We start from the raw sequence: 18,663 nt of genomic DNA on the forward strand, positions 1-18,663 counted from the left end.
AGCCTTTTTCTTATGGAAGGAAGTAGGCTGAACTCAGAATAAAGGGGGAATGCTTTGGGCAAAATGAGTGAAACGAAAAAGGAATGAGGTTCGGTATATGGCTTCTTTTTTCAAACAAAAGAGACAAGTAAAGCAACGTGAAAAGAAAAAGGAAGATGACAATCAATCAAAAAGCAAAACGCCGATTTATATTGAAAGTTCCCTTTCTGCCAATCTGGAAATCGTGAAGAAAAAGACGGGAAAAAGTCCCGACATCATTATCCGAACGTTGAAAATCGGTCAAAATCCGGAGATAAAAACAACTATTTTGTATGTGCAGGGTCTGATTGATAATCCTAGCGTTACGGACTTTTTAATTGAATCAATCATGAAAAATCCTCACCTTTCAGAAAACATACTTCCACTGGAAGCATTGGAAATCATCTCTGAGGACGTGGTTTCCCTCGGTGGCGTAGAAAGGGTCACGGACTGGGAAAAACTATTTTTGACATTATTATCAGGGGACAGCATCATCTTGGTTGATGGAGTAAACATCGCCCTGGTTGCCAGTACAAAAGGGGGGGAGCGGCGTTCGATTCAGGAACCGAGCACGCATTTGACTGTCCGGGGTTCGAGAGAAGGGTTTACGGAATCGAATGGAACGAACATCGCCATGTTACGCCGGATCATCAATACCCCGGATTTATGGATAGAGTCGATGAAAATAGGCACAGTGACCAAAACGGACGTTTCCATCATGTATATCAATGGAATTGTCAAGGAAGGGATTGTCGAGGAGGTCAAGAAGCGCTTAAATCGAATTAACATTGATAGCATTCTTGAATCAGGATATATTGAACAATTGATAGAAGACCAGGTCATGACCCCATTCCCAACCCTTAACCATACAGAAAGACCGGATATGGTCGCAGGAAATCTTCTGGAAGGAAGAGTGGCGATATTCGTTAATGGAACGCCTTTCGTCTTGGTGGCCCCGGCAATATTCGTTCAGTTTTTTCAATCTGTCGAAGACTACTATAATCGCTTTGACATTGCTTCTGCCACACGTTTTTTACGGATCATCGTTTTCATCATCTCGATAGTCGGGCCGGCTGTCTATGTTGCAGCCACTACTTTTCATCAGGAAATGATTCCAACGAAGTTGCTGGTCATCGTAGCGGCCCAAAGGGAAACGGTTCCTTTGCCTGCCGTCGTTGAAGCGCTTCTTATGGAAATGACCTTTGAAATATTACGGGAAGCAAGTCTTCGGATGCCAAAGGCCGTTGGTTCGACGATGTCCATTGTCGGAGCATTGGTCATCGGGCAGGCGGCCGTCCAGGCTGGTATCGTATCGCCGGCAATGGTCATCATCGTCTCGATCACGGCGATTGCCAGTTTTGCAACCCCTTCTTATTCCATAGCGATTTCTGCCCGCATTGTGCGGTTCGGATTCATTATTTGTGCCGGCACTTTAGGTTTTTATGGGATGATTTTAGCCTTTATCATTCTCATCGTCCATTTATGCAGCCTGCGTTCACTTGGAGTTCCTTATATGACACCGCTCGCTCCTCTGAATCCTGAAGGGCTGGGCGACACATTCTTCAGAAGACCTATGTGGGCATTCAAGGAAAGGCCAAAATTTTTAACCAACGAAAATAATCTGATAAGGGAAGGCGATAATCAAAGACCCCTGCCTCCTGAATCGCGCGGAATGAAAACTTCTGACGAGAAAAAAGGTGAAGGCAATGAAACGTAAAAGATTAGTTCCGCTCTTGATGATGTTGATCTCCACCCTATTCACCACAGGCTGCTGGGATAAAACAGAATTAAACGAAATGGCCATCGTCTCGGCGGTTGGACTCGATAGAAATAAAGAGGGAAAGATAGTGGGAACGTTCCAAATCATTAATCCAGGCAACGTAGCGGGAGCTCTTCAGGGTGGCGGCGGAACAAATCCACCGATATCCATTTATAGGGCCACTGGAAATAATGTGCTTGAACTGGATAGTATCGCTTCAACTAAAATCTCCCGAGATATGTATTTTGCCCATGCCAACCTGATTGTCATCGGTGAGGAACTAGCAAAAGAAGAGGGCCTCAACGATATTTTTGATGCATTTGAGCGCTCACCGGAATTCAGGGCAACTACGAGGATTGCGATTGCCCGGGGTGTGAAAGCAAGGGATATTGTCGAAACGTTAACTGCAATCGATAAGGTATCTGCTGAAAAAGTCATTAGGACGATTGAAACCACTGAAAAAACCCAGGGGAAAAGTATTAGCATCAATCTCCAAGAGGTGATCAAGAATCTGCTTAGTACCGGAAAAGAACCGATAATAAGCGGTTTTACAGTGAGAGGAAACACAGGTAAAGAGGATAAAATGGAGAATACCATGTCTTCGGATATTGAGGCAAACCCTAATGCAGCAGGGATAGGTGTTTTTAAAGACGGCAAATTGATTGACTGGCTGGATGGCGATAAGGCAATAGGATCAATGTGGGTAATGGATAGGATCGAAAATACCCATTTAAACCTTGATTGGGAGGGTAAAAAAGACGCAATCACCTATTCGGTAATTCGCCAAAAAACCAACGTTGGGGCAAAATTGGTAAACGGCAAACCGAAAATATCGATAAAGGTCCGTGCAGAGGGAGATATCCGGGAGGTGAATGTTCCTTTGAATCTAACCGATATGCATGTTCTGATAGATATTGAAAAGAAGTTAGCGAAAGAATTGAAGAAGGAGATGGAAGATGCGATTGTTCGGGCACAAAAAAATAAATCCGATATTTTTGGTTTTGGGGAGCTCATGCACGAATCCCACCCGAAAGAATGGAAGAAGTTAGAGGAAAATTGGGACGATGATTCTTTTCCTAAACTGGAAGTAGATGTGCAGGTAGAAACTTTCATTCGCCGTACCGGATTACGTAATAAGCCATTTCTTTCAAATTTAAAAAAGAAAGATCAATAATGGAAAGGAAGTGGCATCCTCATGGAAAAGGCAAAAATCAGCGGTTACCAGCTGTTCGTCCTTATTTTCCTATTTGAAATGGGCAGTGCACTTTTGGTTCCGCTTGCAGGTGAAGCCAAGCAGGCTGCTTGGCTAGTCATCCTTATTGCGATGATAGGAGGATTTTTATTATTTTTCATTTATTATGGCCTTTTTCAATACTACCCAGAGCAGCTGTTAACAGAGTTTGTAAAACAGATATTGGGGAATTTTCTAGGCAGGATCGTAGCTTTTCTATACATCCTTTATTTCATCTATCTTTCTGCAAGGGTGCTAAGGGATTTCGGAGATACGCTGCTTACTTTTGCCTATCCTCATATTCCGTTATTTGTTGCGAACGCTGCATTCATTTTAGTCGTGGTGTATACGGTCCGTAAAGGGATAGAAGTATTGACGAGGACGGGGGAACTATTCTTTGTCTTGGAGAATTTACTTTTAATGACCTTCATGCTTCTGATTATTGCTTCAGGCATGATCCATTTAAACAACTTAAAACCCATTTTTGAAATGAGCGGGCCAGAGATGGTGAAGATGGCTTTCACTAAAACCGTATTTTTTCCATTTGGCGAGATCATAGTGTTTTTAATGATTTTTCCTTATTTGAATGAACCTCAGCGACTGAAAAAAATTGGGATAGGGAGCTTGGCGACAAGCGGTATTTTTCTCGCGATAATAATGGCAGTGAATATTTCTGTACTTGGTGTGGACCTTACGACACGTTCGCAATACCCTCTTCTTACCCTCATTCAGTCAATAGAGGTCGCTGGCTTTCTTGAACGTCTCGATGTGTACTTCTTGTTTTTGTTGATGATTGGCGGGTTCATCAAGATATGTGTATTTACTTATGTAGCGGTAACGGGTACGGCGAATGTTTTCAATGTTAAACAGCCCTCCAGACTTGCATACCCTGTTGGCATGGTCATTTTATTGATTTCAATTATTATGTCAAGCAGCTATACGGAACATATCTATGAAGGGCTGGATGCCGTACCAAATTACGTTCATCTGCCATTTCAGGTGATCATTCCGTTGCTTCTCTTGATCATTGCCTTTTTTAAGAATCGAAAAAAAAGGAAAGGGCAGCACCAAAATAAGTTCCAAGGCGGAGTTGATCAAAAATGAAATTCTTCGGTATAACTGTTTTGATACTGTTTCCTTTAGTGGCCTTTTCTTTAGGTATGGATATTCTATTAGGATTTGATTTGGATAATTCAATCAAGCATGCCTTTAACCCATTTTTGGTGAAGGACCCCGCTGAACTTATCCTTTTTCTCATTCTTCTTGCATTCCTTGTGTTCAGCTTCTTTTATCGAAAAAAGAAGAAAGGCAACACAAAAGGACAACAATGATGGTGAAATTCCCCTTGATGAAATAGAGATGAACTCCGAATTGGGGGTTTGTCTTTTTGTTTTTTACCATCCCTGTTAACGCATTTCATAGTATGATGATTAAATGAGTTTAATTTTTAGCGTAATGTAAAATCACTCAACAACAAAACCCCCGGGAGGAGGACGGCAATTTGGATATCAAGTTGAATCAAAAAATCATAAAAGACATGTGCGGGGCCGTCTCCTTCAAAAGAGGGGAAGCTTTTCAGCGTGCCAATAAAGTGAAATTTGAAAGCTACCGTCATGATGGTTGTGAAGCAACGGTTAAAGGCAAGGAAGACTTCCATGTCACGATCGAGGCGGATGCCGTTGGCGGTTTTCAGACAAAATGCAGCTGTCCTACGCTAGCTTCCTTCCAGCGGGATTGTCAGCATATTGCAGCCGTCCTGCTGTCGGTATACGACCATCAGCAAAGTGGAACAATGCCTGAGGGCCTGCATTCAATCGGTTCTGATCCTTCAGCCAATAAGAAGTTGTCAGAGGGCTTGCTGACACTTTTCGATAATCAGCCTGTCCGTAAAAGCGGTCATCAGCGCCACTTTGAAAAAAGAAAGGTGCTTGAATTAGAGTTTACGTGCAAACCAGTATGGTTGGGAACGGAACAATATATGTTAGGACTGGAAATGAAAATCGGTTCTTTCAATGTGTGGAATGTCCGGGATTTCCTGAAGCGCGTTAAAGATGGAAAACCTGCCGAAGTGTCCCATTCATTTATATATGACCCGGTATTGCATTGTTTTCAGAATGAAAATGATTCCGTGCTTCAGGAGCTCATCACAGTAATATCGGATGAAAAAGTCTTTGTTGACGCCCTGACGGATAAATCTGAATATACATTGGACAATCACTTATTGCTTTTGCCTCCATCTTCTTTTCAAAGGCTTGTACCTATCCTTGAAGTAGCGCCATTGGTGAAGCTTTCCAATGGGGGCGATACATTTAATGGTTTTCATTTATTAAACGGACCGCTTCCTTTACAGTTTGACTTTTCCGAAAGCAAGGTCAAAGGGTATCAACTGAAAATTAATGGATTGCATGAGATGATTATCATGAATGCATACAAACTGGTCCTATTTAAAGGGAAATTGGTTCGGCTCGAAAGTGAGGATTGCCAGCGCCTTTCTGAGTTAAAGCAAATGATGGAGAATTCGGGAATGAATCAAATTCCAATCCACGATGACCAGCTGGAACTATTCCTGGACAAAGTGGTACCAGGTTTGAAAAGACTCGGTGAAGTCCATATAGCAAGATCCATCAATGAATTATTATTGAAGACACCGCTTGTTGCAAAGCTATACTTGGATCGAGTAAAAAACAGGCTGCTAGCGGGGGTGGAGTTCCATTATGAAAATATCGTGATCAACCCTTTGGAAAAGCAGGAATCCAAGGCTATAAGGGATGTTGAGAAGGAGGCGGAGATACTAAAGCTGATGGAGGATAGCCAGTTTGCCAAGACGGACGGCGGCTATTTCTTGCATAATGAAGAGTTGGAGTATGAGTTTTTGTACCACATCGTTCCGAAACTCCAAAAGCTGGTACAAATCTATGCCACGACTGCAGTAAGAAACCGGATTTCCCGTGGAAATGCTGCACCGCGCATTAGGGTGAATATCAAAAAAGAACGTACGAATTGGCTCGAATTCAAATTTGAAATGGATGATATCCCAGATAAACAAATTCGTGAGGTCTTAGCAGCGCTTGAAGAAAAGAGGAAGTACTATCGTTTAAGGAATGGATCGCTGCTTTCCCTTGAAACAAGGGAATACGAGGAAATCAATCGTTTTCTGAATGCACTGCCTGTACAGGATGAAGACCTGGAGAGCACGCTGAACATGCCAATCGTAAAAGGGCTTCAGCTCCTTGATTCCGTGAATGACAGCCAGACATTCACAATGGAGGAGTCATTCCGTCAGTTTTTGGATAACATCGTGAATCCGGGCTCCTTGGAGTTCACGGTGCCAAATAGTCTAGTCCCGATCTTGCGCGACTATCAAAAAAACGGCTATAAATGGATGAAAATACTTGCCCAATACGGTTTTGGCGGAATTCTTGCTGATGATATGGGACTGGGAAAAACACTGCAAAGCATCGCGTTCATTTTTTCCGTGCTGCCTGACATCCGTGAGAAAAGGGTTCCGGCGCTTATTGTCTGCCCATCATCATTGACCTACAATTGGCTGAACGAATTCACCCAATTCGCTCCTGATATACAAGCCGTCGTCGTTGATGGCGACAAGACGGAAAGGACGAAGCTGCTTAAGGGAGCGAAGGATGTGGATGTAGTGATCACCTCTTATCCATTGCTCCGGAAAGACATCGCGTCGTTTGAAAAACAGGACTTCCATACGGTGTTTTTCGATGAGGCACAGGCTTTTAAGAACCCGGTGACACAAACGGCACGAGCGGCCAAGAAGATAAAAGCGGCACATCGCTTCGCATTGACCGGTACACCTATCGAGAATTCACTAGAAGAGCTCTGGTCCCTTTTCCATGTCGTATTCCCTGAACTATTCATGGGGTTAAAGGAGTATAGCAATCTCTCAAGGAAACAGATTTCCCGCAGGATCCGCCCATTTTTGCTGCGGAGAATGAAAGAGGACGTGCTAGGTGAACTTCCGGAAAAAATCGAGTCGCTGGAATCGATGGAACTGCTTCCTGATCAGAAGAAACTGTACGGCGCATATCTGGCTAAGCTGCGGCATGATACGCTGAAACACCTGGATAAGGACACCCTCCGGAAAAATCGGATCAGGATCCTCGCTGGCTTGACCCGGCTTCGGCAAATATGCTGTCACCCCGCCTTGTTTGTGGACGGATATAAAGGCAGTTCAGCAAAATATGAGCAACTGATGCAAATTGTCGAGGAATCGAAGCATTCTGGAAGAAGGGTGCTGGTTTTCTCGCAATTTACAAAAATGCTTCAAATTATCGGCAGGGATTTGGCCATGAAGGGACAACCTTTTTTCTACCTGGATGGACAAACCCCATCAAAGGAACGTGTGGAAATCTGCAATCGATTTAATGCAGGAGAGCGGGATATCTTCCTCATTTCATTGAAAGCGGGAGGTACGGGTCTCAACCTGACGGGTGCCGATACAGTCATTCTATATGACCTTTGGTGGAATCCGGCAGTTGAAGAACAAGCAGCGGACCGTGCCCATCGAATGGGACAGAAGAATGCAGTTCAAGTCATCAAACTTATTGCCCGTGGCACAATCGAAGAAAAAATGAATGAACTTCAAGAGAAAAAGAGACACCTTATTGAAGAAATCATCGACCCTGGAGACAAGTCGTCGTCTTCGCTTACAGAAGAGGATATCAGGGAAATCTTGATGATATAAGGGTTCAGCTGAAGGTAATAGCAGTGAAATGAATAGTTCAGTTATGGAGCATTCCTTTGTAATGAGGAATGCTTCTTTTGTTTTTAAGGAACTTTTCGTAAAGATTGTTGTTTATAAAACGAAACTATTTAAGGTTGATTGGAGCGGAAGTGCGAGACTCCTGCGGAAGTAGCAGGACAGGTGAGACCCCACAGGCGTTTACGCCGAGGAGGCTCACCTCCCGCCCCGCGGAAAGCAAGCATCTGGAGTGGAAATCAACCACAACTCACTACCTGGTAAATAGCAATAAAGTATGTGAAAACAGCCATTTTAAAAAAGAAAAGGATATTTAGGTAACAATAATAATATAATAAAAAACAACAATGTTTTATTGTAAAACGATAAAATATATGTTAAATTCAAATTGATAAAAAATAAATGAGGTGCTTTATATGAAACAAGTGTCAACGATCTTTTTGAAGATAGCCGTTATTCTTATTGGAATGCCGGTTCTTGCTTTGTGCATCTTTGTGGTGCCTGAGATAGCGAATTTTGCAGCAGAATTATATCCGGATATGACTTATTTGAAATATCTCGTTTTAATCGATTTGTATGCATCGGCGATACCTTTTTACTTTGCTCTATATCAAGCCTTTAAACTTTTAAGCTATATTGACAACAACAAAGCTTTCTCGGAATTATCTGTAAGAGCTTTAAAGACTATAAAAAATTGTGCAATCACAATCAGCGGCTTGTATGTGGCAGGAATGCCGCTCTTTTATCTTATGGCGGAGATGGACGACGCCCCAGGCATCATAGTAATCGGATTGGTCATCATTTTTGCTTCAATGGTGATTGCAGTCTTTGCTGCTGTTCTTCAAAGGCTTTTGCAAGAGGCCATCGATATAAAATCAGAAAATGACTTAATAGTCTGAGGTGAATGACATGGCAATTATAATCAATATTGATGTGATGCTGGCTAAAAGGAAAATGAGTGTTACAGAACTTTCTGAGAGGGTTGGAATAACGATGGCTAACCTTTCCATATTGAAAAACGGCAAGGCGAAAGCTATTAGATTATCGACTTTGGAGGCGATTTGCAAGGCGTTAGAATGTCAGCCCGGAGATATTTTAGAATACCGTAATGATGAAGACACCCAAGGATAATGGTAAAGGGGAGTAAAACATGAATTTAACCATTAAAAAAATGGAGACACCAATCATGCGAGCACTAAAACAACTCGTTCGGTTTGGTTGGGAGCAGGCCCTGTCATGTTTGTTTCCTGCCGTTATTTTTGCCTCTTTGGCTATTACAAAATTCATACCGCTTCCCTTCCTGCCGCGGTATGACTGGCTGCTCATCATCTGCCTTCTGATGCAGTGGTGGATGGTGCGTTCCGGGCTTGAAACACGGGATGAACTAAAGGTTATCACATTGTTCCACCTTATTGGTCTTGCTCTTGAACTTTTTAAGGTACATATGGGCTCCTGGACTTATCCAGAGGAAGGTATATTTAAAATCTTTGGAGTGCCTCTGTATAGCGGATTCATGTACGCAAGTGTAGCGAGTTATCTTTGCCAGGCTTGGAGGAGGTTAAAGGTTGAACTGGTCAAGTGGCCGCCGTTTTTGGTCGTTGTATCTCTTGCAGCTGCGATTTATTTGAATTTTTTTACCCACCATTATTGGATTGATGTTCGTTGGTGGTTATCTGGTCTTGTCATCATCGTCTTTTGGCGGTCATGGGTCACATACGAGGTTGGTGGAACTCGGTATCGTATGCCAATCGCACTTTCTTTTGTGCTTATCGGATTTTTTATATGGATAGCCGAAAATATCGCAACGTTCTTTGGGGCATGGGAATATCCAAACCAAACCGATGCATGGAGTCTTGTTCATCTAGGAAAGGTAAGCTCCTGGCTCTTATTAGTGATTGTTAGCTTTCTTATAGTAGCGACGCTGAAGCAGGTTAAGGGGAAAGATTCCACTAAGATGGATGCTAATCATTTTTTATAAAATGACTTCAAACAAGAAAATAAATAAAAGACGACACATTATTCGATATCTAAACTGTGTCGTCTTTGTTTCTCCATGCTTTTAAATACTTGATCATATAATGGTAAAGCGGTGTGTCATATTCCGAATTTCTACAGACAAAAGTAAAATCACCCTTCACTCATTCCTATGAAACAAGTTTTAATCCCACTGCTGCGCCAAGGACCATGGCTATAAAAACGACCCTTCGCCAATCTTTGGATTCCCCATATAATAGCATCCCGATTATCGCTCCTCCTGATGCGCCGATCCCTGTCCAGATAGCATATGCCGTTCCCATCGGCAAGGTTTTCATGGCATAAGCAAGAAAAAGGAAACTTGCTCCAAATCCGATGAATAACAGCAGCAACGATTGCCAATTACGGTCTTTGTGCAATTTATTTATCATCGCAACGCCAAACATTTCAAATAGCCCCGCTAAGATTAAAGAGACCCAAGCCATTATGATTCATCTCCTTTCTCAGCCTTATCATCAGTCACTAGCTTCAAACCGATCACCCCTGATAATAAGAGGAGGATCAATAGCGTTTTACTCAGCTTGAAGGATTCACCAAAGAAAATGATTTCGGAAAAAACGGTACCGGCTGTCCCCATACCGACAAAAACGGCATATACCGTTCCGACAGGAAGCTTCCTGCCAGCCATTATCATCAAGTAAAAACTGATGATGATCGAAATGACCGTTCCAGACCAGGTCCAAAAGTCATCTGCATGTTTTAAGCCAATCACCCAAAATACTTCAAAAAAGGCTGCAATGAATACTTTAATCCAGTTTGTGCTCATGAAATATCGCACCTCCAATTTTATTCTTTACTAAAAAAACAAAAAAAGCCCAAGAGATAACTGTTAAACAGTTTCTCCCAGGCTTTTATCCTTCCGTGACACAGCATGCTGTGAGTTTTCTCTCGGACCAGACCAGCAATGAGACGCACTGCGGAACCCTAGAAAACCTTTGACATATGCAATTACCTTTCATTATACATACTTTTTGAACTTACTCAAGGTAAAAGTTTTGCCAAGGCCATGCCCAATTTAGCCTAATATCCGCAAATGTCACGTAACGTTTGCAGCTTGGATGACTGAATTAACATCAGAAAAAATGCACTTCATCTGAATACAGAAAGCCGCAGTGAGTTGCACTGCGTCAATTTTATCGAGTGACATGATCTTAAAGCAAGACTTGGTAATCCTTCATGAATTTTCACTTTTATATATATGGAATGAAATCACTGAAACGTGTTTTGAGGGTTTGTTAATCGTTGATTTCCACTCCAGGCACTTGCTTTCCGCAGGAGTCTCGTACCTACGTTCCAATCAACTGGAATGTTTTTTGAATAAAAAACTATAGGAAAACTGGCTTTTCTTCGAATTTGAAAATAGTCCGGAGGGATTCGGAATGGCTTCTTCCCGAACCATGATTATAATAGACTAGGTTATTCTTCATGATTTTTTATTGTTTTATGAAACCCTCATTGGTTTAAAGAAATTTGCGGCAAAAAACTGACTAGAGCTGGCGATCTGAAACACTTGAACATTTTTTTAAAACAATCGATTCCCGTTGGTGTTTTGTCAGGTAACAAACATCGATATAATGAAAGGGACCTTAACAATGAATGCTAGTAAGAAATAGATTGCAGTGGAAAAGAGGGTGGCTCTTATGGAGAAACAGGCACATATTTTAATTGTTGAAGATGATAATGATATTAGTGGATTGCTTTGTAATATGATGAAAAAAAGTGGCTATGTCCCTCAGCCGGCATTTTCAGGGACGGAAGCAATATTATATGTAGAGAAAAAGAAATGGGATATGGTGTTGTTGGATTTAATGCTTCCAGGAATGGATGGGGAGGAAGTTCTTCGGAAAATTAGAGAGAATCATCATGTCCCTGTTTTGATTATTTCCGCAAAAGGAGAACAGCAAACGAAGATAAATAATTTGCGTGCGGGGGCAGATGATTTTATTACGAAGCCATTTGATATTGAAGAAGTAATGGCAAGAATAGATGCTCATTTAAGAAGATCTTCAACCATAAAAAGAATAGAGGAAAAGAATCAGCTTACGTATAGAGGAATTACAGTGGATACTGATACGAAAATAGTTATCGTAAATGACTTGAAGGTAATACTAACGGCAAGAGAGTATGCCATTTTAGAATTACTTATTTCCTACCCTCAAAAAATATTTTCGAAAGCAAATGTGTTTGAGGCGGTTTGGGGAGATGATTATTTAAGGGATGAGAATACGGTGAACGTCCATATGAGTAATCTGAGAAGTAAATTGGCTAAAGCGAACCCTAATGAAGAGTATATTGAAACCATTTGGGGAATGGGATATCGCTTAAAATAACTTAAGGTTTTCTTAAGGTTTTCTTTATGATCCCTTATGATTTTCATTTTATGATGAATCACAGATAAGGGAGGAAAAAAAATGAGTGAATATATATTAAGGACATCCGGTTTATCAAAAAAATATAAACATACCACTGCATTAAATAACGTGAATCTATCAATCAAAAAAGGTGCCATATATGGCTTCATTGGTCAGAATGGAGCAGGGAAGTCAACCTTTATTAAACTTGTGGCAGGATTAGCCTTTGCAAGTGAGGGAAGCATTGAACTATTTGGCGAAATCGATCCGAAAAAATTGATTGAGGCAAGAAAAAGAGTAGGAACCATTATTGAAGGGCCAGCTTTATATCCTCATATGACTGCTAAGCAAAACCTGGAAGTCCACCGAGTGCAAAGAGGCATTCCCGGAAAAGAATGCATTGAAAAAACGTTAGCGCTTGTAGGGCTGCAGCATACAGGAAAGAAAAAAACGAGAAATTTTTCATTAGGTATGAAACAAAGATTAGGACTGGCGATGGCGTTGTTGTCAGAGCCTGAATTTCTTATTTTGGATGAACCGATAAATGGCTTGGATCCAATGGGAGTAGTAGAAATCCGTGAGTTGCTATTAAAGTTAAACCGTGAGAAAGGAATTACGATTCTTATTTCCAGTCATATCTTAAGTGAATTGAATTTATTGGCAACTCATTATGGAATCATTCACGAAGGAAAATTATTAGAGGAGTTAACAGCGAAAGATTTACAAGAAAAGTGTCAGCATTATTTACACATAAAAGTAGATAAGCCACATCTGGGAGTAGCAGTGCTGGAAGAAGAATTGGGTACGAAAGAATTTGAAGTAATGCCTGCTGGAATCATCAAATTATATAAGTTTGTAGGTGAACCAGGCCTTGTTTCTACAACATTAGCTGCCAATGGGGCAGTGATTGAGCAGTTTATGCCAATGGGTGAAGATTTAGAAGAATACTTTACAAAGCTTATTGGGGGCGGCAACCATGAATAATCTTATAAAAGCGGAATTGTATAAGCTAAGGCATGATCGCTCCTTCTGGGCTATTACTATAACGATTATATTAATAGGAATTCTTGCTCCGAGTGAGATGCTATTTAGGGGTACTAGTGGAGAGATGAAAGGAATAGACATTGTGATAGCGTTTGTTAACCAGAATGAACTTGTGTTGAAATATGCCCCTTGTATTTTGGCTGGATTTTTTATATCAAGTGATTATTCAACAGGCGTGATGAAAAATATGATATCCGGTGGAAATAATAGAATGGAAATCGTTCTGGCAAAACTGTCAGTCTTTACGATCGGAGCAATCATTATTTCTATCTTATTCCCACTTGTTCTTTGGATAGTGTCCACTGTATTCTTTGGATCAGGGTCGCATTTATTCCCTAATATGTCCGTAGTGGAAAGTATTGTTCCAATGATAGGGTTACTTGCTTTGTATGGGGCAGCATTTGCCTCTTTTATGACACTCATAGGACTCATCTTTACTGATAGTGGAAAGACCATTTCATTTTTATTTGTGTTCACCTTTGGACTGGAGGTTGCATTTTCATTATTCTCGAAAAACTCTCCTATCATTCAAACTATATATGATCATAGCATCATTAAATTATTAAAAGATATTCCTACTGCCATATTAGAACAAACAGAGTCATTTACGATGCTTATTGTTCCAATTTTAACTTTTGCCGTATGTGCAATAGGAAGCTGCATTGTATTTTCCCGCAAAGAAATCAAGTAAGAAAAAAGGGGGAGGCAAATGATCATTTTAACAGTACTATGTATGTTCATAGCGATTGTTTTTCTCTTCCGGATTTTTTTCATGAAGCGAGAAATGAAAAGAATGACGAAACAGCTCCAAGCTTATCGTTATCGATATACAGAAAAGAAATTGGATATTTCATATTTTGATCGGGATATTGAAAAACTGGCAGTGGAAATCAATGGTTATTTTGATTCCATGATGGAGATGAAGGTGGAACAAAAGCGCACGGAAGAGACATTGAAGCAGGCAATTGCCAATATGTCCCATGACCTTCGAACGCCGCTAACTTCCATTTTAGGTTATATTCAGTTGTTAGAAGATGAGGACTTAACTTTAGAAGAAAGAGCAGAGTATAATGGAATTGTCAAAAGGCGAACGAAAAGATTACAAGATTTGCTCAATGAATTTTTTGAATTATCTATAGTGGAATCCATGGACTATGAGCTGCAGATTCAAACATTCCATCTCAATGAGAGTATTTGGGACGTGCTCATGAACTATTATGATGCATTTCATGAGCGACAGTTACAAGTGGATATCGACATGCCTGATGAAGAGATCATGTTAAATGCAGATCCATCGGCAGTTAAAAGAGTTGTTGAAAATTTAGTGAGTAATGTTCTTAAGCATGCAAGTGGTGAGGTAGTGATATCATTAAAAGAAGAATCATCCTCCATAGTCTTTACTATTCGTAATAAAACAAATGTAATGACAGAACAAGATGTAGAGAGAATCTTTGATAGGTTTTATACAGGAGATACAGCAAGAAATAAAAAAGGAACGGGACTAGGGTTATCTATTGCAAAAAGTTTAATGAAAAAAATGGATGGTGAGCTTTTTGCCACTTTAAAAAATCATCAATTTATCATGACCTGTCAATGGAAAAAAAGAACGTAGTCAGTATTCTGTTTTCAGGTCAAAAAGCCCCGAAATTTTATCCGGGGCTTTTTTGACTTGCTATTTAGGCACTCACTGTCCGTTTCCGGGATGAACCTTCTTTTTTATGTGATACATAGCTATGCAGGATCATTCCTATGATGACGATAAAGATACCGAACCACGATAATGGAGAAGGGATCGGTAAAGATAGGAATAGCAACTCGCCGGCTAGGGCAAAAAGGACCTCCATCGATTGTGTGGCTTCGACTGAAGCTAATTTCTGCATATTTCCACTTACCAAATCGGTCGCTTTGAAAAAAAGGACCGTGGCAATGACACCTGAAAATAGTGCGACCAAAAGGGATTGGAAACTTTGCATCTTCGTCGGCGCCCCTACTGTAAAGAAACCGTACAATGAAAGCAGGAACCAGAATGGCAAACTCGCCAAAGTCATTCCCAATACACGCTGGTAAGCATCCAAACGTCCTTCTGATACTTCCATCATTTTGCGATTTCCCAAAGGATATGCAAACGAGGCGATGACGATAGGAATCACTCCCAACCAAAGATTGGCCATAGAAATATGCTTGGTGTGTTCCAGTTGCATCAGGATGATTCCTAGCAGGATGATCATGGACATGAGGAGACCTTTCACAGAAACCTTTCCTCTTTGTCTTTCGAGCCCATCTTTCGTTTGGACATTTTCAAAAAACAGCGGCGCAAGTAATGCACCCGAAATGATCGTGATTTGCCAAGTGCCGGCGATTAGCCAGCCAGGTGAGTAGGCGGATGCAAAGCATAAAGGAGCATAAAATAACCCAAAACCGACAAAACTCCAAAGCAGCCAAGGTCCTGGTTTTTCTCTCATCACCCGTAAAAGGGGACGCAGATTTTTTCTGCTTAATACGATACATAACAGAAAAGGCACCATAAAGAAATAACGCAGAGAAGCACTCCATATCCAACTGCCGCCAGATAACTCCATGGCCTGATTTAAAACAAAAGTAAATGCAAAAAAGAAAGCAGAACAAATACCAAATATAATCGGACGCAATTGACTCACCTCAATCTGTTTTATGAGTCAGTTAGACTCTGGAAGGATGGCAATCGTTTCGGCTTTCTGGAAGATTTTTCAGATATATCCACTGTGTTAAAAGCGGAATGAATTTTCGGAATATTATAAGCGATCAATTTAAATTGTCCTTCAAAAGCAAAAGAAAATCAACAGGATTCTTTTAGACTAGTGAAGTTCATTCTCCAGGATTCGACATGGAATGAAAAGAATGCTTGTTGGAATTTAATGAAGACGTTTCCATTTTAACATTTTGATTAACAAAATGTACCAACCTTGCAAGCGGGAAACGCTGTTATGACGCGCCTTATGAAGGGATTGCTAATAATTTATATAAAAATCATAGAGAGGCAGATAATATATGAAGATACGAGAATTGACGAATATGGTAGGTAGTGGTATCTTTATAGAAGTGCAAATAATGTCGAATGGTGACGAAATATATAGATGCAACATTCGCAAGAAAGTTAGTGGGGTAAATTAAATGAAATCTACAGGTATTGTACGTAAAGTTGACGAATTAGGACGGGTAGTCATTCCAATTGAACTTCGCCGGACATTAGGAATTAATGAGAAAGACGCTCTGGAGATTTATGTAGAACAAGAGCGCATCATCCTTCAAAAATATAAACCAAACATGACTTGTCAGGTTACAGGTGAAGTTTCCGATGACAATATGAAACTTGTTGGCGGTAAATTAATACTTAGCCCTGAAGGTGCCGAACTTCTAATTAAAGAAATTCAAGCCAGCATGGAAACTGCTAAATAATTACTATGCTAGATAAATAGCATCCAAGTGTAGGGAGGTTTTCCCTACACTTTTTTATATTAAATGGTGAAATAATAAAAATGGTTCGATTCAAGGACGAAACCAATTTTTTCATAAAGCTTCTGTGCTTTTACATTATCCTTGCCTGTCTCCAGTGATACCCCTTTGGCACCTGTTTCGCGTGCAAATGTGATGGCCGCTTTCAATAACTCCTCGCCAAATCCCTTTTTGCGAGCGGATTCCTTCACGAATAAATCATTCAACACCCATGACCGCATCATACTCACAGATGAAAAAGAAGGATATAATTGTACAAAACCAATTGGATTTCCTTCATCAAAGGCGATAAAAACCACAGACTCCCCATTTGTCAGCCTTTCTCTTAAAAACTCCCTTGCACGACCAGGATCAGATGCTTGCTCATAAAACACTCGGTATAAATCAAAAAGTTCCGTCAGTGATTCCAACTCATGTAATGTAGCCTTCTGTATGCTCATAAATGGACCCCCAAATTTAGAATACTCTAAATTTACCATTTAATTATGCTGTCCGACAAATTCTGGAACTCATTTTCCGGCGCCAAAAATCAGGATGGAGCCCAAAAAGGTGCCATCCTGATTTTAGTTTTTCATGAAGCGGGCTATTAGACCAAGCTGAGCAGCAAACTCATGGATGATAAGCGTTTACTCGTGAGTTTGGAGCAAATACTCGTGAATTGGTGCAATTTACTCGTGAAATTAGAGCAAATACTCGTGAAAAAAGCCAATTTACTCGTGAGATTGAAGCAAATACTCGTGATAGTCGATTTACTCGTGAAAATGGAACAAATACTCGTGAATTAAGCCGATTTACTCGTGAATTCAACATTATCCAATAATATTGGGTACTATAAATTCCAAACCGAATCCTCAAATCTTCATTACTCCAGTGGTTTAGCTTCTAAGCCACCTGTGTTAAGGATATGTACCTTTACGTTTATATCATGTATTGAATCCTTATCTAAATAATCCTTCGGCTCTTTTAAATGATTCTTTTGCCAGTATTTTATCTCTTTGATATAAAGGGTTTTGCCTAGGTTTAAAGGGTCTGCGTTCTTTTGGAGCCCTGTTTTAAACGTTGATAGGATTTCCTTTTTTATTTGGCTTTCGAATTTACGTTTTATTTCCTCGATATCGATTTGGGTATCAAGCCCCAGTATTTTGCCGGAAACGTCAATTTCAATATCGAATTTGTATTTGCCATCCTTGAGAACAGGTTTCACTTTATGAGCCGGATGGGAAAAAGAGGCATAGATGTCTTGCTTATTCATTGCGATGTTCACTGGAGTTTTGTTGGTCCTTTTAGTGAGCCAGCGTAAACCGCTCAGTTCTTTTTCAGAGAACCAGGGCTGGGACACTTTATAGTAAATGATAAATGCACCATCCATATAGAGGCTTTTTCGCTTTTTATCTTTTTCCTTCCAAACTTTATCGTTCCAGGAAATGGAGGGTAATATGGTGGTAGATGCTTTTTCCCGCTGGTCAGAGTAATACCTTTGGACTGTAATGGGTTGGATGAATGATATAATCCGGTATACATCATCCGGGAAATATAATGTCGTATATAAAGGTGACAAATTAAAAAAGCCGTTAATGGAGAAAAGCTCATCCATGGAATTTTTTGTGGCAAAGATATTGGATGAGTATCTGAGTAATTGGTTTCTGTATATATAATCCACTATTTCTGTGCTTTGCCGGTTCAAAACATTTTCACTGATTACAAATGTGGATACATGCCCTAAATAGAGAGACTGTTGAGTATTGCGCATTAGTTTATTAATGGCGATCGAAATGGACCGTCCTTTTTGTTTCCCTACATATACGGGTGGAGCTTGCGTCGGCTTTGCCTCCGTTTTAGCTACCGCAGCGAAGTCTACAAGTTGCGTATAGACTATGTATTCCCCATCTTTGAAATCTATCCCGATGGCCGTTATATAATGAAAGTCCTGAATCGTTTTTTCATCCCAACAACCTGAAAGAAATAGGAGTAAATGTAGGGTCAACCAAATTTTACAGATGCGGAACAT

General features: G+C 40.5%; 19 protein-coding genes and 1 riboswitch. Of the genes, 14 read left to right on the forward strand and 5 right to left on the reverse strand.

Annotated elements, in window-relative coordinates; all coding sequences use genetic code 11:
* The first annotated feature begins 97 nt into the window (after positions 1 to 97).
* From MPH60_RS02125 to MPH60_RS02160, 8 genes are all read left to right on the forward strand, one after another.
* Complete coding sequence (locus tag MPH60_RS02125; RefSeq protein ID WP_241589116.1) at positions 98 to 1,735, forward strand: spore germination protein; 1,638 nt, start codon at positions 98 to 100, stop codon at positions 1,733 to 1,735.
* Positions 1,725 to 2,951 carry a Ger(x)C family spore germination protein gene (locus MPH60_RS02130; protein ID WP_241589115.1) on the forward strand — a complete coding sequence of 409 codons (1,227 nt, stop codon included), beginning with the start codon at positions 1,725 to 1,727 and terminating at the stop codon, positions 2,949 to 2,951. Before MPH60_RS02125 ends, MPH60_RS02130 begins: the two co-directional genes overlap by 11 nt.
* A 21-nt stretch (positions 2,952 to 2,972) precedes the next feature.
* Positions 2,973 to 4,112, forward strand: a complete 1,140-nt coding sequence (locus MPH60_RS02135; protein WP_241589114.1) for a GerAB/ArcD/ProY family transporter — start codon at positions 2,973 to 2,975, stop codon at positions 4,110 to 4,112.
* Positions 4,109 to 4,339 (forward strand): hypothetical protein, encoded by a 231-nt coding sequence (locus MPH60_RS02140; RefSeq protein WP_034309457.1) that lies wholly within the window; start codon positions 4,109 to 4,111, stop codon positions 4,337 to 4,339. The genes MPH60_RS02135 and MPH60_RS02140 overlap by 4 nt, the downstream gene beginning before the upstream one ends.
* A 170-nt stretch (positions 4,340 to 4,509) precedes the next feature.
* Positions 4,510 to 7,719 carry a DEAD/DEAH box helicase gene (locus MPH60_RS02145; protein ID WP_241589113.1) on the forward strand — a complete coding sequence of 1,070 codons (3,210 nt, stop codon included), beginning with the start codon at positions 4,510 to 4,512 and terminating at the stop codon, positions 7,717 to 7,719.
* Between the two features lie 431 nt (positions 7,720 to 8,150).
* Positions 8,151 to 8,633 (forward strand): DUF2975 domain-containing protein, encoded by a 483-nt coding sequence (locus MPH60_RS02150; RefSeq protein WP_241589112.1) that lies wholly within the window; start codon positions 8,151 to 8,153, stop codon positions 8,631 to 8,633.
* 10 nt (positions 8,634 to 8,643) lie between these two features.
* Positions 8,644 to 8,865, forward strand: coding sequence for a helix-turn-helix domain-containing protein (locus tag MPH60_RS02155; protein ID WP_101223077.1), 222 nt, complete (start codon positions 8,644 to 8,646; stop codon positions 8,863 to 8,865).
* A 55-nt stretch (positions 8,866 to 8,920) separates the two neighbouring features.
* Complete coding sequence (locus MPH60_RS02160; protein WP_241589402.1) at positions 8,921 to 9,712, forward strand: DUF817 domain-containing protein; 792 nt, start codon at positions 8,921 to 8,923, stop codon at positions 9,710 to 9,712.
* A 166-nt stretch (positions 9,713 to 9,878) separates the two neighbouring features.
* On the opposite strand, the gene MPH60_RS02165 is transcribed toward MPH60_RS02160, so the two are convergent.
* On the reverse strand, positions 9,879 to 10,193 hold the full coding sequence (locus MPH60_RS02165; RefSeq protein ID WP_034309447.1) for a DMT family transporter: 315 nt from the start codon (positions 10,191 to 10,193) through the stop codon (positions 9,879 to 9,881).
* Positions 10,193 to 10,534 carry a DMT family transporter gene (locus MPH60_RS02170; protein ID WP_063232562.1) on the reverse strand — a complete coding sequence of 114 codons (342 nt, stop codon included), beginning with the start codon at positions 10,532 to 10,534 and terminating at the stop codon, positions 10,193 to 10,195. The genes MPH60_RS02165 and MPH60_RS02170 overlap by 1 nt, the downstream gene beginning before the upstream one ends.
* 72 nt (positions 10,535 to 10,606) lie before the next feature.
* Positions 10,607 to 10,707, reverse strand: a riboswitch (guanidine-I (ykkC/yxkD leader).
* 701 nt (positions 10,708 to 11,408) lie between these two features.
* Between MPH60_RS02170 and MPH60_RS02175 the strand changes: the two genes are divergently transcribed.
* The 4 genes from MPH60_RS02175 (at position 11,409) to MPH60_RS02190 (ending at position 14,775) form a co-directional block, all read left to right on the forward strand.
* Positions 11,409 to 12,098: a response regulator transcription factor gene (locus tag MPH60_RS02175; RefSeq protein ID WP_241589111.1), complete on the forward strand. Its 690-nt coding sequence runs from the start codon at positions 11,409 to 11,411 to the stop codon at positions 12,096 to 12,098.
* A gap of 81 nt (positions 12,099 to 12,179) precedes the next feature.
* On the forward strand, positions 12,180 to 13,103 hold the full coding sequence (locus tag MPH60_RS02180; RefSeq protein ID WP_241589110.1) for an ABC transporter ATP-binding protein: 924 nt from the start codon (positions 12,180 to 12,182) through the stop codon (positions 13,101 to 13,103).
* On the forward strand, positions 13,096 to 13,854 hold the full coding sequence (locus tag MPH60_RS02185) for an ABC transporter permease (protein ID WP_241589109.1): 759 nt from the start codon (positions 13,096 to 13,098) through the stop codon (positions 13,852 to 13,854). The genes MPH60_RS02180 and MPH60_RS02185 overlap by 8 nt, the downstream gene beginning before the upstream one ends.
* A gap of 18 nt (positions 13,855 to 13,872) precedes the next feature.
* Positions 13,873 to 14,775 carry a sensor histidine kinase gene (locus MPH60_RS02190; protein WP_241589108.1) on the forward strand — a complete coding sequence of 301 codons (903 nt, stop codon included), beginning with the start codon at positions 13,873 to 13,875 and terminating at the stop codon, positions 14,773 to 14,775.
* Between the two features lie 64 nt (positions 14,776 to 14,839).
* Here the strand turns inward: MPH60_RS02190 and MPH60_RS02195 are convergent, their stop codons facing one another.
* Complete coding sequence (locus MPH60_RS02195; RefSeq protein ID WP_241589107.1) at positions 14,840 to 15,811, reverse strand: DMT family transporter; 972 nt, start codon at positions 15,809 to 15,811, stop codon at positions 14,840 to 14,842.
* Positions 15,812 to 16,313: 502 nt separating this feature from the next.
* Between MPH60_RS02195 and MPH60_RS02200 the strand changes: the two genes are divergently transcribed.
* Positions 16,314 to 16,598 (forward strand): AbrB/MazE/SpoVT family DNA-binding domain-containing protein, encoded by a 285-nt coding sequence (locus MPH60_RS02200; protein WP_241589106.1) that lies wholly within the window; start codon positions 16,314 to 16,316, stop codon positions 16,596 to 16,598.
* Positions 16,599 to 16,657: 59 nt separating this feature from the next.
* On the opposite strand, the gene MPH60_RS02205 is transcribed toward MPH60_RS02200, so the two are convergent.
* The gene (locus tag MPH60_RS02205) at positions 16,658 to 17,095 is read right to left on the reverse strand and encodes a GNAT family N-acetyltransferase (RefSeq protein ID WP_241589105.1); all 438 of its coding nucleotides are present in this window, start codon (positions 17,093 to 17,095) and stop codon (positions 16,658 to 16,660) included.
* A gap of 171 nt (positions 17,096 to 17,266) precedes the next feature.
* Here MPH60_RS02205 and MPH60_RS02210 point away from each other — a divergent pair, with 171 nt between their 5' ends.
* Positions 17,267 to 17,440 (forward strand): hypothetical protein, encoded by a 174-nt coding sequence (locus MPH60_RS02210; protein ID WP_241589104.1) that lies wholly within the window; start codon positions 17,267 to 17,269, stop codon positions 17,438 to 17,440.
* Between the two features lie 77 nt (positions 17,441 to 17,517).
* On the opposite strand, the gene MPH60_RS02215 is transcribed toward MPH60_RS02210, so the two are convergent.
* Positions 17,518 to 18,663, reverse strand: coding sequence for a Ger(x)C family spore germination protein (locus MPH60_RS02215; RefSeq protein WP_241589103.1), 1,146 nt, complete (start codon positions 18,661 to 18,663; stop codon positions 17,518 to 17,520).

It is taken from the genome of Peribacillus sp. Aquil_B1, assembly GCF_022603275.1.
Taxonomy (GTDB): domain Bacteria; phylum Bacillota; class Bacilli; order Bacillales; family DSM-1321; genus Peribacillus.

Excerpts from the sequence above, each read along its gene's own strand:
- MPH60_RS02125 (WP_241589116.1), top strand. The coding sequence starts at position 98 with ATGGCTTCTTTTTTCAAACAAAAGAGACAAGTAAAGCAACGTGAAAAG.
- MPH60_RS02130 (WP_241589115.1), top strand. The coding sequence starts at position 1,725 with ATGAAACGTAAAAGATTAGTTCCGCTCTTGATGATGTTGATCTCCACC.
- MPH60_RS02135 (WP_241589114.1), top strand. The coding sequence starts at position 2,973 with ATGGAAAAGGCAAAAATCAGCGGTTACCAGCTGTTCGTCCTTATTTTC.
- MPH60_RS02140 (WP_034309457.1), top strand. The coding sequence starts at position 4,109 with ATGAAATTCTTCGGTATAACTGTTTTGATACTGTTTCCTTTAGTGGCC.
- MPH60_RS02150 (WP_241589112.1), top strand. The coding sequence starts at position 8,151 with ATGAAACAAGTGTCAACGATCTTTTTGAAGATAGCCGTTATTCTTATT.
- MPH60_RS02155 (WP_101223077.1), top strand. The coding sequence starts at position 8,644 with ATGGCAATTATAATCAATATTGATGTGATGCTGGCTAAAAGGAAAATG.
- MPH60_RS02160 (WP_241589402.1), top strand. The coding sequence starts at position 8,921 with ATGCGAGCACTAAAACAACTCGTTCGGTTTGGTTGGGAGCAGGCCCTG.
- MPH60_RS02165 (WP_034309447.1), bottom strand. The coding sequence starts at position 10,193 with ATGGCTTGGGTCTCTTTAATCTTAGCGGGGCTATTTGAAATGTTTGGC.
- MPH60_RS02170 (WP_063232562.1), bottom strand. The coding sequence starts at position 10,534 with ATGAGCACAAACTGGATTAAAGTATTCATTGCAGCCTTTTTTGAAGTA.
- MPH60_RS02175 (WP_241589111.1), top strand. The coding sequence starts at position 11,409 with ATGGAGAAACAGGCACATATTTTAATTGTTGAAGATGATAATGATATT.
- MPH60_RS02180 (WP_241589110.1), top strand. The coding sequence starts at position 12,180 with ATGAGTGAATATATATTAAGGACATCCGGTTTATCAAAAAAATATAAA.
- MPH60_RS02185 (WP_241589109.1), top strand. The coding sequence starts at position 13,096 with ATGAATAATCTTATAAAAGCGGAATTGTATAAGCTAAGGCATGATCGC.
- MPH60_RS02190 (WP_241589108.1), top strand. The coding sequence starts at position 13,873 with ATGATCATTTTAACAGTACTATGTATGTTCATAGCGATTGTTTTTCTC.
- MPH60_RS02200 (WP_241589106.1), top strand. The coding sequence starts at position 16,314 with ATGAAATCTACAGGTATTGTACGTAAAGTTGACGAATTAGGACGGGTA.
- MPH60_RS02205 (WP_241589105.1), bottom strand. The coding sequence starts at position 17,095 with ATGAGCATACAGAAGGCTACATTACATGAGTTGGAATCACTGACGGAA.
- MPH60_RS02210 (WP_241589104.1), top strand. The coding sequence starts at position 17,267 with ATGGATGATAAGCGTTTACTCGTGAGTTTGGAGCAAATACTCGTGAAT.
- MPH60_RS02215 (WP_241589103.1), bottom strand. The coding sequence starts at position 18,663 with ATGTTCCGCATCTGTAAAATTTGGTTGACCCTACATTTACTCCTATTT.